General features: G+C 44.6%; 15 protein-coding genes. 9 read left to right on the forward strand and 6 right to left on the reverse strand.

Annotated elements, in window-relative coordinates:
* Window positions 1-182: 182 nt before the first annotated feature.
* The 3 genes from addB to AC0VX7_RS06625 all read left to right on the forward strand — a co-directional run bounded on the left by addB (window position 183) and on the right by AC0VX7_RS06625 (window position 8,143).
* Window positions 183-3,758 (forward strand): helicase-exonuclease AddAB subunit AddB, encoded by a 3,576-nt coding sequence (addB, locus tag AC0VX7_RS06615; RefSeq protein WP_475427178.1) that lies wholly within the window; start codon window positions 183-185, stop codon window positions 3,756-3,758.
* On the forward strand, window positions 3,751-7,551 hold the full coding sequence (gene addA, locus AC0VX7_RS06620; protein WP_475427179.1) for a helicase-exonuclease AddAB subunit AddA: 3,801 nt from the start codon (window positions 3,751-3,753) through the stop codon (window positions 7,549-7,551). Before addB ends, addA begins: the two co-directional genes overlap by 8 nt.
* 283 nt (window positions 7,552-7,834) lie before the next feature.
* Window positions 7,835-8,143 (forward strand): HNH endonuclease, encoded by a 309-nt coding sequence (locus tag AC0VX7_RS06625; RefSeq protein WP_475427180.1) that lies wholly within the window; start codon window positions 7,835-7,837, stop codon window positions 8,141-8,143.
* On the opposite strand, the gene AC0VX7_RS06630 is transcribed toward AC0VX7_RS06625, so the two are convergent.
* The 6 genes from AC0VX7_RS06630 to AC0VX7_RS06655 form a co-directional block, all read right to left on the reverse strand.
* A complete protein-coding gene (locus tag AC0VX7_RS06630) occupies window positions 8,140-8,358 on the reverse strand; it encodes a spore germination protein (RefSeq protein WP_023615349.1) in 219 nt (72 codons plus the stop codon). The genes AC0VX7_RS06625 and AC0VX7_RS06630 overlap by 4 nt on opposite strands.
* 104 nt (window positions 8,359-8,462) lie before the next feature.
* Window positions 8,463-8,861 carry a spore germination protein GerPE gene (locus AC0VX7_RS06635; protein WP_475427181.1) on the reverse strand — a complete coding sequence of 133 codons (399 nt, stop codon included), beginning with the start codon at window positions 8,859-8,861 and terminating at the stop codon, window positions 8,463-8,465.
* A gap of 5 nt (window positions 8,862-8,866) precedes the next feature.
* The gene (locus tag AC0VX7_RS06640) at window positions 8,867-9,049 is read right to left on the reverse strand and encodes a spore gernimation protein GerPD (protein WP_041967411.1); all 183 of its coding nucleotides are present in this window, start codon (window positions 9,047-9,049) and stop codon (window positions 8,867-8,869) included.
* The gene (gerPC, locus tag AC0VX7_RS06645; RefSeq protein WP_475427182.1) at window positions 9,049-9,663 is read right to left on the reverse strand and encodes a spore germination protein GerPC; all 615 of its coding nucleotides are present in this window, start codon (window positions 9,661-9,663) and stop codon (window positions 9,049-9,051) included. Before gerPC ends, AC0VX7_RS06640 begins: the two co-directional genes overlap by 1 nt.
* 38 nt (window positions 9,664-9,701) lie before the next feature.
* Complete coding sequence (locus AC0VX7_RS06650; RefSeq protein ID WP_475427183.1) at window positions 9,702-9,956, reverse strand: spore germination protein GerPB; 255 nt, start codon at window positions 9,954-9,956, stop codon at window positions 9,702-9,704.
* A 14-nt stretch (window positions 9,957-9,970) separates the two neighbouring features.
* A complete protein-coding gene (locus tag AC0VX7_RS06655) occupies window positions 9,971-10,192 on the reverse strand; it encodes a spore germination protein (RefSeq protein WP_041967408.1) in 222 nt (73 codons plus the stop codon).
* A 314-nt stretch (window positions 10,193-10,506) separates the two neighbouring features.
* On the opposite strand from AC0VX7_RS06655, the gene AC0VX7_RS06660 reads away from it, so the two are divergent.
* The 6 genes from AC0VX7_RS06660 to AC0VX7_RS06685 all read left to right on the forward strand — a co-directional run bounded on the left by AC0VX7_RS06660 (window position 10,507) and on the right by AC0VX7_RS06685 (window position 17,455).
* A complete protein-coding gene (locus AC0VX7_RS06660; RefSeq protein ID WP_475427184.1) occupies window positions 10,507-12,099 on the forward strand; it encodes a long-chain-fatty-acid--CoA ligase in 1,593 nt (530 codons plus the stop codon).
* A gap of 134 nt (window positions 12,100-12,233) precedes the next feature.
* Complete coding sequence (locus AC0VX7_RS06665; protein ID WP_475427185.1) at window positions 12,234-13,418, forward strand: DUF418 domain-containing protein; 1,185 nt, start codon at window positions 12,234-12,236, stop codon at window positions 13,416-13,418.
* Window positions 13,418-13,942 (forward strand): DNA topology modulation protein, encoded by a 525-nt coding sequence (locus tag AC0VX7_RS06670; RefSeq protein ID WP_475427186.1) that lies wholly within the window; start codon window positions 13,418-13,420, stop codon window positions 13,940-13,942. Before AC0VX7_RS06665 ends, AC0VX7_RS06670 begins: the two co-directional genes overlap by 1 nt.
* A 1-nt stretch (window position 13,943) precedes the next feature.
* Window positions 13,944-14,852, forward strand: coding sequence for a fumarylacetoacetate hydrolase family protein (locus AC0VX7_RS06675; RefSeq protein ID WP_475427187.1), 909 nt, complete (start codon window positions 13,944-13,946; stop codon window positions 14,850-14,852).
* An 83-nt stretch (window positions 14,853-14,935) separates the two neighbouring features.
* A complete protein-coding gene (locus tag AC0VX7_RS06680) occupies window positions 14,936-15,289 on the forward strand; it encodes a YisL family protein (RefSeq protein WP_475427188.1) in 354 nt (117 codons plus the stop codon).
* A gap of 126 nt (window positions 15,290-15,415) precedes the next feature.
* Entirely contained in the window at window positions 15,416-17,455 is a 2,040-nt protein-coding gene (locus AC0VX7_RS06685) for a sensor domain-containing protein (RefSeq protein ID WP_475427189.1), read from the forward strand.
* Window positions 17,456-17,471: the final 16 nt, after the last annotated feature.

Below are 17,471 nucleotides of genomic sequence, written 5' to 3' on the forward strand. Positions count from 1 at the left end.
TGCAGGTTGTTTTGGCAAAAATTAACGGGCTTCCTGCTTCCAAAATGGCCTGAAAAAAAGGTATAATGAATGATATATAGAACAATCGTTTGGTATGGAGAAGGCGCATGAATATGAAGCGCCTTTTTCAATTTTAAAAGTGATACAGAGATAGATATTTTAAGAGAGAAAGGGGAAGTCAGATGTCTGTACGTTTAGTACTCGGGCGCTCGGGAAGCGGCAAGACCGAGATGATCATAAATGAAATCAAGGACAGGCTCATTTTCGACCCCCAGGGGGATCCGGTAGTTTATCTTGTTCCTGAACAAATGTCATTCCTTTCCGAATACAGATTGTCCACTGACCCTGAGCTTGGGGGGATGATCAGGGGGCAGGTATTCAGCTTTCCGCGCCTTGCCTGGAGAATCCTGCAGGAAACAGGCGGATATACTCGCCAGCATTTGGATAGCGTCGGGATCAGCATGATGATCCGCAAGATCATTGAGGATAAAAAAGATGATTTGAAAATCTTCCAAAAGGCAGCGGATAAAAATGGATTTGTCCAGCAGATGGAGCAGATGCTGATTGAGTTCAAACGCTATGCGATTAACCCGGATGAGCTCACTGGAAAAATGGAGGAAAGCTCCGCAGGCAATAAAGCGCTGAAGGATAAAGTCCATGATCTTGAGTTAGTCTATCGTCAATTTGAAGATGAACTATTCGGCAAATATATCGATTCAGAGGATTACTTTAAACTGCTTGCCGAGAAAATCCCTGCCTCACAATATTTAAAAAATGCGGAAGTATACATCGATGGTTTTTACAGCTTCACTCCCCTTGAATTGATGATTATTGACCAGCTGATCGGCACATGTAAAAGGGTGACGATTGCGCTACCCGTCGACCAGGGTTTTAAAGATGCTCAGCCTGACGAGCTGCATTTATTCAGGATAACTGGAGAAACCTGTTCAACACTGTATGACATGATTAGGACAAAAGGCTATGAGCTGGAAGAAGATGTCGTGTTGACAGAGCAGAGACGTTGGCAGGATGAATCCCTTCAGCACCTTGAAAGAGAATTTGATTCCAGGCCTGCCGTTAAATATAACGGAGAGGCTGCGATCCATATCGCCCAGGCTGCCAACAGAAGGGCAGAACTTGAAGGAGTTGCGCGCAAGATTCTCGGACTTGCAAGGGATAATGGTTACCGTTACCGTGATATTGCGGTTTTGATGAGAGGCAGCGAATATCGCGAAGTGCTTGAAACGATCTTTGATGATTATGGGCTTCCATACTTTATCGACCAGAAGCGGAATATGCTTCATCATCCATTGATTGAGCTGGTCCGTTCCAGCCTTGAAACGGTATTGGGTAACTGGCGTTATGAACCTATTTTCCGGGCTGTAAAAACTGACTTATTGTTTCCGGATGGCATTAATCTGAACAAGATGCGCGAACAGATGGATGTGCTGGAGAACTATGTACTTGCATATGGCATCCAGGGAGTTAAATGGACGAAAAAAGAACGTTGGAAATACCGAAGGATCCGCGGCCTTGAGTATGACAGTGTGGCCCAGACAGATGCAGAAAAACAGACAGAACAGGAACTGAATGATCTGCGGCTGTTGATTACTTCTCCGCTGCTGCGGATGGCCCGCCGCTTGAAGCGCGCTGACACGGGAAGGAAGCTTTCGGAAGCAGTCTATTTATTCATGGAAGAGCTTGATATTCCGGCTAAGCTCGAAGCATGGAGAATGGCGGCTGAGCAGGAAGGCAAGCTGGTAGAGGCGAGAGAGCATGAGCAGGCCTGGAATGCAGTGATCAACCTGCTTGATCAATTCGTCGAGATGCTTGGTGACACGAAAGTTGTGCCTAAAAAGTTCGTGACGATTCTTGATGCTGGCTTTGAATCTTTAAGATTCTCACTCATTCCACCGGCAATTGACCAGATATTGGTTGCCGACCTTGAAAAAACAAGGCTTGCCGATGTTAAGGTCGCATTTGTGATCGGTGTCAATGAAGGTGTTCTGCCTGCGAAGATGTCGGAGGAGGGAATTTTTGCGGATGATGACCGGGAGCTTTTGCAGTCAAAAGGCATAAAGCTTGCCCCAAGCAGCCGCACGAAGCTGCTGGACGAAAACTTCATTGCTTATAAGGCATTTGTGACGCCATCAGAACAGCTGTATATCAGTTACCCTATAGCCAATGAAGAAGGGAAAGCTTTGATGCCATCTTCATTTATTAAGAGGATTTCTGATCTTTTCCCTGAGCATCAATCGCACTTCTTCCTGCCAGATCCATCGGAATTGCCGGAAGAGGAGCAAATAGAGTACGCAGCTGGAGAAAACGTTGCTCTGTCTTATCTGACATCCCAGCTTCAATTGAAGAAGCGCAATTATCCAGTCTATGATTTTTGGTGGGATGTGTATGATTATTATTTAAACAATCATCAATGGGCTGATACTGCACGCAAGGTTCTTTCAAGCCTATTTTACGAAAACAGGACGAAGCAGTTGTCCGAAGAAGTCACGAAGGAGCTATATGGTGATGAAATCCAGGCCAGTGTATCAAGGATGGAATTGTTCAATAGCTGCCCATTCTCGCACTACGTACAGCATGGATTGAAGCTGCGTGACCGCCAGATCTTCCGTCTTGAGGCTCCGGATATCGGTGATCTGTTCCACGCTGCGTTGAAGGAAATTGCCGAGACCGTCATGCAGCAAAACCTCAGCTGGGCCCAGCTTACAAGAGCCCAGGCTGAAGAACTGGCGAAGGATGCAGTCCAAAAGCTGGCTCCTAAATTGCAGAATGAGATTTTGCTAAGTTCGAACAGGCACCATTATATCAGGCAGAAGCTGCAAAATATCATCAGCCGCGCATCGCTTGTCTTAAGTGAGCATGCAAAGGTCAGCGGATTTTCGCCAGTAGGCTTGGAGCTTGGTTTTGGCCGCCAGGGAAAACTGCCGCCACTTGCTTTTTCGCTTAAAAACGGTACCAGGATGGAACTCATGGGCCGGATTGACCGCGTCGATAAAGCAGAGGACGACAAGGGAATGTACCTGCGGGTCGTCGATTATAAATCGAGCGTGAAGGATGTTAATTTGACGGAGGTTTATTATGGTGTGGCCCTTCAGATGCTCACCTACCTGGACATTATCATCACTCATTCGCCATTGTTGGTCGGCAAGGCTGCTGACCCAGCGGGAGTCCTGTATTTCCATGTCCATAACCCGATTGTCAATGCATCAAAAATGCTGACTCTTGATGAAATTGAAGAGGAAATCCTCAAACGCTTTAAAATGAACGGATTGCTGCTAAGCGATGAAAATGTCATCAGGATGATGGACAAGGGACTGGATACAGGTAGCTCCCAGATTATTTCCGCAGGTTTTAAAAAGGATGGAAGCCTGCTGAAAAGTTCGAAGGTTGCCAGCAAGGAAGACTTTGACCACTTGCGGCAATTTGTGCGCCATAAGTATGTTGAGACCGGTAACAGGATCGTCAGCGGAATCGTCGATGTTGCGCCGTATAAGCTTAAGGACAGGGCACCATGTACATTCTGTTCTTACAAGCCGGTCTGCCAGTTCGACCAGGCAGTGGAATCGAATGACTTCAGGAAGCTTCCAGTCATTAAAAAGGAAGACTTGCTAGCGTCACTTCGGCAGGATCAAGACATTAAGGCAAACGACGGCTTGCCTGGAGTAAATGATCGATTGGAAGAAATCAAGAAACTGGATATTCTTGCATCAATTGGAGAGGAGGAAGAGGATCTTGGCTAAAACAACTATACCGCCAGTACCGGAAGGGGCAACCTGGACGGAAGATCAGTGGAAGGCAATCATGGCATCGGGACAGGATATCCTTGTTGCAGCGGCAGCAGGGTCGGGGAAAACGGCAGTGCTTGTTGAGAGAATCATCAAGAAAATCACTTCGGAAAGCAATCCGATTGATGTTGATGAATTGCTCGTAGTGACATTCACCAATGCCTCTGCGGCTGAAATGCGACACAGGATAGGGGAAGCGCTGGAAAAAGCAATCGACAGCAACCCGGCTTCGACTCATTTGAAAAAGCAGCTTAGTCTCTTGAACAGAGCGTCTATTTCAACACTCCACTCCTTCTGTCTTGAAGTGATCAGAAAATATTATTACCTAATCGATGTGGACCCAGGTTTCAGGATCGCTGATCAAACCGAAGGGCAGCTGCTTAGGGATGAAGTGATTGAGGATCTGTTCGAAGAAGAATACGGAAAAGCAGATAATCAGCACTTTTTCAACTTGGTGGATGCGTTCACGAATGACCGCAGCGACGAAGGCTTGAAGGACATCATTGTCGACCTGTTTGATTTCGCCAGATCCAATCCATCTCCTGATGCTTATCTGGATTCAATTGTTTCAATGTATGATGCGGCAGGCAATGCTGCGATTGAGGACCTGCCTTTCACAGAAGTGCTCATTGCGGATATTGAACTTCAGCTTGAGGGAGCGAAACAGCTTCTTGAAAAAGGGATGGAGATTGCCAAAATGCCAGGAGGGCCAGCACCAAGGGCCGTTAATTTTACCGAAGACCTCCATGTGATTGAAACTTTGCTTGCTGCAAAAGACCAATCATGGACCGAGCTTTATGAAGCAATCCAGCTGGCCAATTTTGGCAGGGCGAAAACATGCCGCGGTGATGATTTCAACAAGGATCTTGTAGAAAAGGCGGCCAAACTCCGTGACCGGGCAAAGAAAATCGTCCAGGATCTAAGAGGCGAACTATTTTCACGAAAACCTGAAAGCTTCCTGAAGGATATGCAGGAAATGAAACCGTTAGTCGCTGTCCTGATTGGTCTTGTAAAAGAATTCTCGCACCGGTTTGGAGAAGTGAAGCAGGAGCGTGGTCTTGTTGATTTCTCGGACCTTGAGCATTATACATTGGAGATTCTCACAGCAAAATCGGATCAGGAGCAAGAATTCCCTGCAGGTGAATCTAAACCTTCAGAAGCAGCACTCGCCTATCGCAATAAATTCAAGGAAGTGCTCGTGGATGAATACCAGGATACGAACATGGTACAGGAAGCGATCCTCCAGCTTGTGACAGCTGAGGGGGAGACATCAGGAAACTTGTTCATGGTTGGTGATGTAAAGCAGTCGATCTACAAGTTCCGTCTTGCTGAGCCTAATCTGTTCCTGGGTAAATACAACAGGTTCACATCGAATGGCGAAGGAACAGGATTGAAAATAGACCTGGCCAAGAACTTCCGGAGCCGCAGGGAGGTTCTTGATGGGACCAATTATTTATTCAAGCAAATCATGGGCATCAAGGTAGGCGAGATTCATTACGATGAGAATGCTGAGCTGAAAAAAGGAGCGCCATATCCTGAAGATGACGAGTTCCCTGTGGAACTGCTCTTGATTGATAAAAGCGAGGGCGCATCATCAGAAAGTGATCCTGGGGAAGATAGTGAAACGGCAGCAGATGAATTCGACGCAGACGACCTGGAACAATCCCAGCTCGAAGCAAGGCTGATGGCGAAGCATATTAAGGATATGGTAGAAGAGCGTCGGGGTGTTTACAACCCAAAGACTAAGACATCAAAACCCGTCAACTACCGTGATATCGTCATACTCCTCCGCTCGATGACATGGGCGCCGCAAATCATGGAGGAGTTCAAGCAGCAGGGCATCCCGATTTACGCAAACCTTTCCACTGGTTATTTCCAGGCAACAGAGGTAGCGATCATGATTTCCTTGTTGAAGGTGATCGACAATCCTTATCAGGATATCCCTCTGGCTGCAGTCCTGAGATCCCCGATTGTCGGACTGGATGAAGAAGAGCTTGCCATCATCAGGGTCAGCCAGAAACGCGGTTCTTTCTATGAGGCATTGACAGCATTCTGCCTTCAAAAGCCGTTGCCGGGAAATGAAGAATTGCATGAGAAGACAAGTCGCTTCTTCGAAAGCTTAAAGAGCTGGAGGACTTCAGCAAGACAGGGTTCTGTATCTGATTTGATCTGGCAATTATACAGGGAAACCCGTTTCTTCGATTTTGCCGGCGGGATGCCAGGAGGCAAGCAACGCCAGGCAAACTTGCGAGCATTATATGATCGCGCGAGACAATATGAAGCAACAAGTTTCCGAGGCTTGTTCCGCTTTTTGCGATTCATTGAGCGGATGAGGGAGCGAGGCGACGACCTGGGTGCCGCCAGGGCTCTTGGAGAACAGGAAGATGTCGTCAGAATCATGACGATCCACAGCAGCAAGGGCCTTGAGTTCCCGGTAGTCTTCGTTGCCGGCCTGGCCCGCAATTTCAATACGATGGACCTGAAGAAATTCTACATGCTCGATAAAGAGTTTGGTTTCGCGGCAAAATATATCAATCCTGAGAAGCGGATTTCCTACCCTTCCTTGCCGCAGTTAGCCTTCAAGCGCAAGCATAAGATGGAAATGTTGGCAGAGGAAATGAGAGTACTATACGTTGCCTTGACGCGTGCCAAGGAAAAGCTTTACTTGATAGGATCGGTCAAGGATGCTGAAAAAACGATCAGTAAATGGCAGGACGAGGCAAGCCATCCTGACTGGCTGCTGGATGAATATCTAAGGGCGTCAGCTTCGGGCTATATTGACTGGATTGGCCCCGCGGTTATCCGCCACCAGGATTGTGACGGCATCAGGGGAAGTGAGGTTTCCCTTCATCCGGTACTTGGGGAAGACATTAGCTGCCATCCTTCCCGCTGGAAAATCGAAACCATCAATGCAGAGGAAATTGCTTCATATGGTGACGAAAAAACTGAAGAGCACGAAAGCCTGATGGATCTTGTTGAAGCAGGAAAACCTGTAAACAAAGACTCTCAACTGGCAGAAACAGTGCACAGGCAGCTTTCATGGAATTATCACTTCAAGGAAGCGGCAAACCACCGTTCCAAGCAGTCCGTTACCGAGCTGAAGCGCAACCACGAAACCAGGGATGAAGAGAGCGGTACGCAGATTGTCAGGAGGTTCTCAAAACCAATCCTCAACAGGCCAAGATTCATGCAGGAGAAAAAGCTTACACCTGCAGAACGAGGAACCGCGATGCATATGGTCATGCAGCATATCGATCTTAACCAGCCAGTAACGGAAGCTTCACTCGAGTTCCAACTGGAGAAGATGGTGGAGAAGGAGCTGCTATTCCCAGAGCAACGCGATGCTGTCGATAAGAAATGGATACTTGTCTTCTTTGAAACGGACATTGGCAAGCGCCTGTTGACTGCAGAAAAAGTCAGCCGGGAGGTACCTTTTTATCTGTCATTGCCGTCAAAAGAAGTATATCCTGATTGGCAGGGAGAAAACGAGCCGATTTTTATCCAGGGGGTAGTGGACTGTATTTTCCAGGATGAAAAAGGAACAGTTCTCCTTGATTTTAAAACAGATGGCATCCATGACCGTTATAAAGGTGGTTTCGAACAGGCAAAGCCGATTCTGGAAGAACGCTATCGAATCCAGATCAGTTTGTATGCCAAAGCAATCGAACAAGTATGGAAGCAGCCTGTTAAAGAGAAGTATTTGTATTTCTTCGACGGCGGACATCTGCTTGAACTAGACCAGATATAAAGTAATGTTAAAAGCCGGTGGGATGAGAATAATAATCCTGCCGGTTTTTTAAGTTTGTATTAAGAAGATATTTGGAAGTGATTTAGCTGACACGACATTCGTAGTTAGTTTTGTGTAAGAACCTTTTATAGCATTGGAGCCCTAAAAAGCAGAAATTTCGGAAATGAGGTAACCAATAAAGCTAAGTAGCACCTGACCAGTCAGAAAACCATGATTTCGGTCGCAGCTATGTGATGCTATCATAGAAAAAAGCGACTTCATTTTACAAGGGAGGAACCATCGAGTGGCTAAGAAAAAACAACTTGCAAAATGTGAATTATGCTGCCGGGAAGAGGTTGAGGTAACAGTCCATCATCTGATTCCTAAAGAAATGGGAGGCACTTTCATGCCAACTGCCATTCTATGCATCCCTTGTCATAAACAGATTCATGCTCTGTTTACGAATGAAGAGCTTGCAGCGGGTTTGAACACGATTGATCGACTCCGCTCTCATCCTGAATTGAAGAAGTTTTTGAAATGGATAAAAAAGCAGCCTTCTACAAGGCTGCCGAAAATTTCAAAATCTAATGCGAGAAAAAGAAAAAAGCGCTAGTTATTTCCTACTGTCGGCTGGTCAATCAGGTTGGCATCCAGGACATTGCTGGCACTTAATCCATTGTTCGTTACAATGAATCCGCCAGTATTGAATCCACCTTGCCCAGCGACTGTTTTTGAATTGCTTTTTGGCGAGATGAACAGCGTGTCGCCAAACTGCACCGTCCCGCCGCCTACATTCAATATTTGCACAGGACCTATTATTGCTGGCATTGAAAACATCCTTTTCTGCTTTTGTTTAGTCTTTTTTTAAAAGCTAATGTTGCTGTCTTAGACTGATAGATGTTCAGTGATAAAGACTAAGCTCCATAATAAATCTATATGCCTTCCACACCCGAATTGTTATTACGGGGCAGAAGCTGGCGTATATGCTTTACCCGGGCTTCCATGGCTATATTGCGGCTGTTTCCTAAGTGTACAACTGATGAGGAAGAGGCACCCAGGATATCAATGTTCCTGACCTTCAATACTGGGTTGAGGTTGTGGGTTGAGAAAGTAACATTTTCATCATCAGCTGGTTGATATGGAATGGCTTCTGAAAAGACGGGAAACGCATTGAAATTACCTTCATTGTCAAAAAATATTTCTGCCTCTCTTTGCACGGCCAATGCCCTTGAGACCGCCTGTATTTGCTCCGAATCACCAATCTGGAAAATTGAGGAGAAGGATACCGAGTCAATTTTTATATGGTCAACACATGTTGTTCTTTGAAGCATAGTGATCACGATATATCCGGCGACAATGGGACAAATGGACCGACAATCAACGATTCAGCAGGTGTGTCAAAGGTAGCTGCGAGCTGGATTGTTTCAGCGTCCCCAACCATCAACAGTGATGAGCTCGACACACCGATGACCCTGATGTCACCAACACAAATATCCCGGTTATAGACTTGGAAATTCATTATGAACGTCCTTCCTTTACACTATCCGGCAGGTTTTTCAGGAACAGGAATACACCATTCTGGATTTCCTGTTTAAGCAAATCAATCACCTTTTCATTCAGCTGAGGGCTTAGTTCAGTGCCTCTTTCACTTGATGATTGTTCCTGTAAATGTTGAGCGGCTCTGCCAGACAACTGTTTTTTAATATCATTTTTTATAAACTCAAAATACGAATCATCTACACTTATTCCCAACTCCGTTTGGGCACCTCGGTAAATATTCTCCAAATCAGATTCAAGATATTGGTTCAGTGCCGTTTCAATCTCGATTGTCCTTTTAAATAACTGCTTTGGCGGAATCGGAACATTCACAGATTTTTGATCAACGGAAAAATCTTCGATCCCATCCAATTCTGATGGGTTCAAGCCGATATTTAAGGTTCCTTCGAGCGTTTCCACTTTTAACTGGTCGAACTTATACTCGATATTTCCAATTTGAACCGGAGGACGCTCCTTCAGTGCAGCAATTTCCTGCTGCAGTTCGAAAACCATCTTCTCCAATCTGGCAGTCTTTCTGCTCTGGTGTTCCACATATAAATGCAGCTTCTTTATATATTGATAAAATTCCGCATCCAAAATGAATCACCTCGAATTCGCCAATTTTTAAAATATCTTTACTTACGTGGAACAGGAGCCTGCAAAGGGACGGCAGGTGCTTCAAGTGTGCCGCCTGGCATATCCCCCATGCCAGTTGAAATTTCCGTAGGGTGAACAGCCTCTGGAGCAGGTGCTGTGAATCCCCCAGTGTTATAAAGGTAAGAAACTGGTTTTATCATTCCTGCACTGCCAATTTGCAAAACAGAAGAGTTTGTGATTCCATCAATCCTCAGTTGGTTGATATTGATCGATTGTTGTATATAAAAATTCATTGTACTCACCCGCATTATACATTCAGATAATTGCCTTGATCGACGGCATCCTGATCATAGGTATTTGTTGAACTTTGATTATTGTACACGGTCAATCCATCTCCGGTATTGAATGAACCAGCACCGGAAAAAGTTTTAGCATTGGAAACCGGGCTTATTCTGTAAACATCGCCTATGTGGAAGACAGCGCTGTTTCCCAGAGAAATGACCTGTGCGACTCCGACAATTGCTGGCATTTGCAACACCCTTTAATTAGATTTCTTTAATATCCTATGTGCCCAGACAAAGAATGTGATTAAAATGCCTATTGTGTTTACAAGGCTCTTTTCACAGACTTTTTCCTTTTAAAAACGGTGTTGGAAATTTGGTTTCTTTTTAATAGCTCTTGTTCAGATAAGATCCTAAGCTAAAAAACAATTCACTCAAAGCGAAAGCTGCCTTGAAGAAAATACTTGTTATATAACAGCTAAAAAGTTATATAACAGAAGGGATAATATGTTAATATATTTATATATTTAGAATTATAAAATTATTCTACAGGAGGAAGATTATGAACGTTCCATTGCTGTTGAACCAGTTTCTAGATCGAGCAGTATCGTTATACGGTAACAAGGAAGCCATCTATTCTGAGGACAGGTCGCATACATATTCTGAGCTGAATGGAAGGGTGAACAGGCTTTCGGAGGGATTAAGAAAACTGGGAACTTCCAAGGGTGACCGGATTGCCTATCTTGCACCGAATTCCATCGAAATGCTCGAAGGCTTCTACGGTGTCTTCCAGGTTGGCGGAGTCATGGTCCCTTTGAACATCCGCCTGAAGCCGGATGATTATTTGTTCATCCTTAACCACAGTGAGTCAAAAGTTTTGTTCGTGGACCAGGACTTATATCATTTGATCCAACCGATTAAGGATCAGCTCGAAAGCGTTCAGCACATAATTGTCCACTACAAAGAGGATAGCCTGGATGAGATCGGCTATGACGAATGGCTTTCACAGCAATTTGCTGAACCTTTTAAACGTGAAGAGCTTGATGAAAATGATGTCTGCAGTCTGCTTTATACAAGTGGGACGACTGGGAATCCTAAAGGAGTCATGCTCACGCACCGGAATAATTACCTCCACGCTCTTAGCACTATGCACCATTTACGTGTCAGCGATGAGGATGTCCTCCTGCATGTCCTGCCGATGTTCCATGTTAATGGCTGGGGATCGCCATTTTATTACACGGCTAACGGTGCTTCGCAGGTTTGCCTCCGGAAAACGACGCCCGAGACGATTTTCAACGCGCTGGAAAAGCATAAAGTCAGTGTCATGCATATGGCTCCAACAGTGTTGAATGCGCTGCTTCAGTTTTATGAAAAAAATGTCCCGGCCATCGAACAGCAGGTTCGGGTGGTCATTGCCGGTTCTGCTCCGCCACCAGCATTCGTCACCCGGGTGGAAAAGGAACTGGGCTGGGAGTTCATCCAGGTATACGGCATGACAGAATCCTCCCCTTTGAGCACAATTTCAACTGTCAGGTCACATTTGAAGCAGCTTCCTTTGAATGAACAATACCGAATGAAAGCAAAAGCAGGTATATCCATGATTGGCAGTCAGGTAAAAGTCGTGAATGATCATGGCGATGAGGTTGCCCATGATGGCAAGGAAATAGGTGAAGTCATTACCCGAAGCAATGGAGTCATGAAAGGGTACTGGAAAAATGAAGAGGCGACGATGGAAACGATCCGTAATGGCTGGCTTCATACCGGAGACATGGCAACGGTCGATGAATACAGCAACATTGATATCGTCGACCGCAAGAAAGACGTCATCATTAGCGGAGGCGAAAATATTTCCTCCATCGAAGTTGAGGGGGTATTATATGACCATCCGTCGGTCCTTGAAGCAGCAGTCATTGCCGTTCCTCACGAAAAATGGGGCGAGACTCCGCATGCATATATTGTGCTTCGTGAAAATGAGCAAGTCTCAGAACAGGAGCTCATTGCTTTTTCGAGAGAAAAACTTGCCCATTTTAAGGCAATTACTGGAGTCACTTTCGTAAAGGAACTGCCGAAAACGGCTTCAGGCAAAATTCAGAAGGTCCATTTACGGAATGAATACTGGGAAGCAAATGGCAAGACTGGCAGGTTTGTAAATTAATAGCCTTAGGGGATGTCTTGTTTGTGGCGTCCCCTTTCTCATTCAAAGCTGTTCATCAGTAACCTTTGGCATGATGGTATATTGTGTGATATACATAGATTAGATGTTAACTATTGGATGGGAAGAGGGGGAAAATGGAGATTAACGGACAGGTATCCGGAAATAGAGTTGTTTCAATTGACCGGATGCGGGGCTTTTCATTATTGGGGATTTTTCTTGTAAATATGATTTCATTCCATTCGCCCTATTTTTATATCGATCCAGAAACATGGTGGGCTGGAAAAATAAATTTACTTACATACCAGTTCATTGATTTATTTATCCAGGCTAGCTTTTACCCGCTGTTTTCAATGCTGTTCGGATATGGTCTGGTAATTTTAAGAGAACGCACGATAGCAAAAGGCCTGAGCTTCAATCCTCTTGCATTAAGGAGACTCTCGATCCTATTGTTGATTGGGATCATCCATGCATTCTTGATCTGGCCAGGTGATATTCTCATAACCTATGCAGTATGCGGTTTTGTTTTCCTTCTGTTTATTGGCTGGAGTGCAAAGAGGCTTCTCATTGGCGGATTGGGTTTATACATAGTTCCAAATATTCTCTTGTTGTTGATGCTCGGTGCAGCATCAGTCGTTGACGGCGGAGAGGGATTTTCAATGTATGACGCACAAGCTGCAGAACAGACAATAACCATCTATCAAAATGGCAGCTTTGCTGAAGTGACACATCATAGAATAACTGAATGGTATAAAAATAATAACCTGTTTGGATTGTTCTTATATTTGATCACTATCCTTCCTCTGTTCATGGTTGGAGCGGGGGCGGCTAAGCTCAGACTGTTTAAAAATGTACGGGACAAAAGGAGGAAGCTTGCAGCCGCTGCGGCTGTACTCGCAACTCTTGGCCTGCTGATCAAAGCAATTCCATACATGTATGGAAAAACATTAATGACAGATTATGCGCAGGATATTTTTGGCGGGGCGATGGTCGCGATGTCGTATGCACTGATCATTGCGCTGATTTCTGAGCTTAAACGATTCGACAGACTGTTCTACCCGCTGGAAGCTGCGGGCAGGATCTCAATCAGCAATTACCTATTCCAGTCTATCGTTTCGACATTGATTTTTTACAGTTATGGACTAGGATACTATGGGGAATTGTCCATTTTCTCGGGAACAATGCTTGCGCTTGGAATTTATGTGATTCAGTTGGGGCTTAGCAGTTGGTGGGTCAAAAGATTTTACTATGGGCCTGTCGAATGGCTGTGGCGCAGTGGCACATACATGAAGAAACAGCGTTTTAAAAAGGGAGAAGCCTGATGGAGAAGGTCATCATCATCGGCTGCGGAGGCGCAGGGAAATCGACACTGGCCCGGAAGCTCGGAAAAATAATTAACTTAAAGGTGTACCATCTTGATGCAATGTACTGGAAACCGGGCTGGGAAATGACTGCAAAGGATGATTGGAAAAAACTAATTCAGCAAGTGATTGAAGAAGATTCATGGATCATGGATGGCAACTACGGCAGTACAATGGACATGAGGGCACAGGGAGCTGACACAATCATCTTCCTCGATTATTCTGCTCCAAGGTGTCTGTATGGAGTTTTTAAAAGAAGAATCATGTACCACGGCAGGACAAGGCCGGATATGAATGAAGGCTGTCCGGAGAGACTTGATTGGGATTTTATCAAATGGGTTGCAAAATACAAGCGTGAAAAAGCTCCTGGCATTATTGCCAAGTTAGAAGAATTCAAGCTTCATGGAAAAGAAATATACCATTTTAAAAATCCTCGCGAAACAGAGGAATTCATAGAAGAGCAGTCAATTAAAGGAGGACGATAACATGAAATTCGCTACATATAAAAATGATTCCTACCAGTTTATTGGAATTGTCAATGCAGAAGGGACCCATGTTCTGCCCCTTCGCGAAGCCTATGAAAAAATGGGTGGTGAAACAGCGATACCGGCTGATCTGCTAGAAGCTATTTCAATGGGAGAAGTATTTTATCAGGAATCAGAAAGAACCCTTCAATGGGTTAGCGAGAACAATCTGGACAGCGAACTTTACATCCCGCTTGACTCAGTAGAATTGCTAGCGCCGATTCCGCGTCCGTCCAAGAATATTTTCTGTGTGGGCAAAAATTACGCCGAGCATGCGATTGAAATGGGCAGCAAGGACGATATCCCTGAGCATGTAATGGTGTTCACGAAAGCACCAACTACTGTCATTGCCCATGATCAGAACATCGATGAGCATAACGAACTGACAGAGCAACTGGACTATGAAGGCGAGCTCGCAGTCGTCATCGGCAAACAAGGAAAAGCGATCAAAAGGGAAGAGGCTTTGGATTACGTGTTTGGATATACCATCATTAACGATGTGACTGCCCGCGACCTCCAGGCAAAACACAAACAGTTTTTCATTGGGAAAAGCCTTGATACCACTTGCCCGATGGGGCCGTGGATTGTCCATAAATCAGCAATCGCCAATCCGAATAACCTGGATATTAAGACCACAGTAAATGGAGAAGTGAGACAGGATTCCAATACCGAAAACTTTATCTTCCCGGTAGAAGAGGTCATTTCAGTGCTCTCCCAGGGAATGACACTCGAGCCAGGGGATATCATTGCTACCGGAACACCAGCAGGCGTAGGCAAAGGCTTCAAGCCGCCAAGGTTCCTGAAGGCTGGAGATACCGTTGAAATTACTGTTGAAGGGATTGGGACATTGCGTAACAAAGTGGAGAGTTAATCATAGCCTGGCCAGTTTATTTTAGTTTTTTTGACGCCGTTATGATATGATATTTTAGAATTTACTATTAGGAGGACGGGTACATGATACATGCCCATATGACAGCTTGGTTTTTGGCTCTTGTTTTATTCTTCGTAGCACTGGGACTACATAAAAGTGGTAAGGAAAAAGGCGCTAAAATTGTTCAGATGGTCCTTAGATTGTTTTACGTGCTGATTCTTTTGACTGGCTTCTGGCTTCTTTTCAGCATCAATATTAGCCTGATGTATGTGCTGAAAGCAGCAGTAGGCTTGTGGGTAATCGTCATGCTGGAAATGATTTTAATCCGTACAAAAAAGAACGAGAAAGCGTCTGTATTGTGGATTCAATTCATTGTCGCGGTTCTTCTTGTACTATATTTAGGGTTTTCACTTCCACTTGGAACATATTTGTTCTAATAGTGAAATGTCGAAAGAAAGCTGTCCTTATAGGCAGCTTTTTCTTTTTTTGTCATATCTTAACCCCGTAAAATATGATAATTTAAGAGAAGGGTTATTGGAGAAATATAATAATTGGAGAATGCAATGGCTACGACAAAAAGCTGCGTTTACGAAAATGACATACAACTTAATAGCTTTATAGAGGGCAATTCATTCATAGACAACCACAATGTATTGGTACAGATCTTTTACAGTCAAAAAGAAAAACCTGTGCTTCAGCGTATGGAGCAGTTGCTAAAAAAGCAGCTACCCGCCTCCACTGTGTTGAGCTGTGAAGCAAAGGGCTGCTTCACTGGTGATCGACAATATGTTATCTCATTTACAGTTTTCGATAAACAGGAACTTAATCCTATTCTTCAAGATCAGTACACCATCAACACATTGAATAATCTTGTCGAAACCTCACAACAAGACATCCTTCTGCTTAACGAAAGCCTCAAAGTTTCCGAGCAATACTATCGTTCGTTGTTTGACAACAATGGAGATTTTGTCTATTCAACAGATTTAACAGGGAATTTCACAAGTATAAACCAGGCATTCATGAAGACCTTTGGCTACAACGAGAATGAACTTATTGGCAGGTCAGCGCTCGACTTTATCAACCAGGAAGACGTGCACCGTGCCAAAATGCATTTTATTCAGGCGCTTAAGGGGAAGGATCAGACCTACACAATTGAGATTCCGGTCAAGAGCGGTGAAACCCAAATTTTTCAGATCAAAAATATTCCGATTACGGTAAATGGTGCATGTGTAGGAACGTATGGTATTGGCCGGAATATTACAACCCAGAAAAAAACAGAGGAAAAGATCATTCAGCTTGCCTACTATGACCAGGATACGGGATTGCCGAACAGGATGAGGTTTACCGAACAGCTCGAAGAAATGATTCACCGTGCCAGGCATAAGAAAGAACTCCTTGCCGTACTAGTCATTGATATTGATCGCTTTAAAATCATCAACGACAGTCTCGGACATTATGCTGGTGATATTGTTTTGAAAGAACTGGCAGAAAGAATCGAGAATCGACTTCCAGCAGGCGCTTATCTCGGAAGATTCAGCGGTGATAAGTTCACAATGTTGCTTACAGAAAATGTCAGCATCGATCAGACGACAAGAACTGCAAGAGAATTGCAGAATCTTATTTCAATGCCTTTATTTTACCAGAATCAGGAATTCATCGTCACCGCAAGCATTGGAATCAGCTCTTTCCCAGGCGATGGTCTTGATGAGCATGTACTCCTGAAAAATGCAGATATTGCGATGAACCGCTCGAAAAATCAAGGCGGGAATAAGATTACTTACTTCTCAACCGGGATGAATGACCAGGCAATGGTCCGGCTTGAGCTTGAAAGCTATTTAAGGAAAGCGCTTCAAAAGAATGAATTCCATCTTTGCTACCAGCCGCTCATGGACTTGAAATCTGGAGAGATTACGTGTACTGAAGCCCTTATTCGCTGGCAGCATCCGCATCTGGGACTGGTTTCGCCAGCACAGTTCATTCCTCTGGCAGAGGAAACAGGATTGATTGAGGAGATCGGGGCATGGGTGCTGACCACCGCATGTGTCCAGACAAAAGCCTGGCAGCAGAATGGATTCCCGGATTTAGGCATCTCTGTAAATGTATCAGCCTATCAGTTCCAGCAGCATGCTTTTATTGGACAGGTGATTCAAGCCCTGGAGACTTCTCAGCTTGACCCAGGATACCTTTCCCTGGAACTGACAGAAAGCGCGATGCTGAAGGATATCGTCTATAGCATTTCAGTAATGAAATCGTTACAGGAACTCGGGGTAAAGGTTTCGATTGATGACTTCGGCACAGGTTATTCGTCATTAAGCTATTTGCGCAATTTGCCCATCGATACGCTTAAAATCGACCAGTCATTTATCAATAATCTGCATGATGACCCATCAGATATTGCAATCGTCAAGGCAATCATCACGATGGGACAGGGGCTCTCAGTCAAAATTGTTGCCGAAGGTGTAGAAACACATGAACAGCTGAACCTCTTAAGAGACTTGGACTGCCATTATGCCCAGGGTTACTACATCCAGAAGCCGCTTGATATAGCTGCTTTTGAAAAAGGCTTCAGGACTGTAGAAAAAGTTGAGTATACCATAAAATAAATTCAGAGCCTGCACA

Source organism: Mesobacillus sp. QJM3NY_10, assembly GCF_056173465.1.

What these genes read in the sequence shown, in the direction of transcription:
- AC0VX7_RS06650 (WP_475427183.1), bottom strand. Translation starts at nt 9,956, where the DNA reads ATGAATTTTTATATACAACAATCGATCAATATCAACCAACTGAGGATT.
- AC0VX7_RS06675 (WP_475427187.1), top strand. Translation starts at nt 13,944, where the DNA reads ATGAAATTCGCTACATATAAAAATGATTCCTACCAGTTTATTGGAATT.
- addB (WP_475427178.1), top strand. Translation starts at nt 183, where the DNA reads ATGTCTGTACGTTTAGTACTCGGGCGCTCGGGAAGCGGCAAGACCGAG.
- AC0VX7_RS06685 (WP_475427189.1), top strand. Translation starts at nt 15,416, where the DNA reads ATGGCTACGACAAAAAGCTGCGTTTACGAAAATGACATACAACTTAAT.
- AC0VX7_RS06670 (WP_475427186.1), top strand. Translation starts at nt 13,418, where the DNA reads ATGGAGAAGGTCATCATCATCGGCTGCGGAGGCGCAGGGAAATCGACA.
- AC0VX7_RS06655 (WP_041967408.1), bottom strand. Translation starts at nt 10,192, where the DNA reads ATGCCAGCAATTGTCGGAGTCGCACAGGTCATTTCTCTGGGAAACAGC.
- AC0VX7_RS06640 (WP_041967411.1), bottom strand. Translation starts at nt 9,049, where the DNA reads ATGAATTTCCAAGTCTATAACCGGGATATTTGTGTTGGTGACATCAGG.
- AC0VX7_RS06680 (WP_475427188.1), top strand. Translation starts at nt 14,936, where the DNA reads ATGATACATGCCCATATGACAGCTTGGTTTTTGGCTCTTGTTTTATTC.
- AC0VX7_RS06635 (WP_475427181.1), bottom strand. Translation starts at nt 8,861, where the DNA reads ATGCTTCAAAGAACAACATGTGTTGACCATATAAAAATTGACTCGGTA.
- AC0VX7_RS06660 (WP_475427184.1), top strand. Translation starts at nt 10,507, where the DNA reads ATGAACGTTCCATTGCTGTTGAACCAGTTTCTAGATCGAGCAGTATCG.
- AC0VX7_RS06630 (WP_023615349.1), bottom strand. Translation starts at nt 8,358, where the DNA reads ATGCCAGCAATAATAGGTCCTGTGCAAATATTGAATGTAGGCGGCGGG.
- AC0VX7_RS06665 (WP_475427185.1), top strand. Translation starts at nt 12,234, where the DNA reads ATGGAGATTAACGGACAGGTATCCGGAAATAGAGTTGTTTCAATTGAC.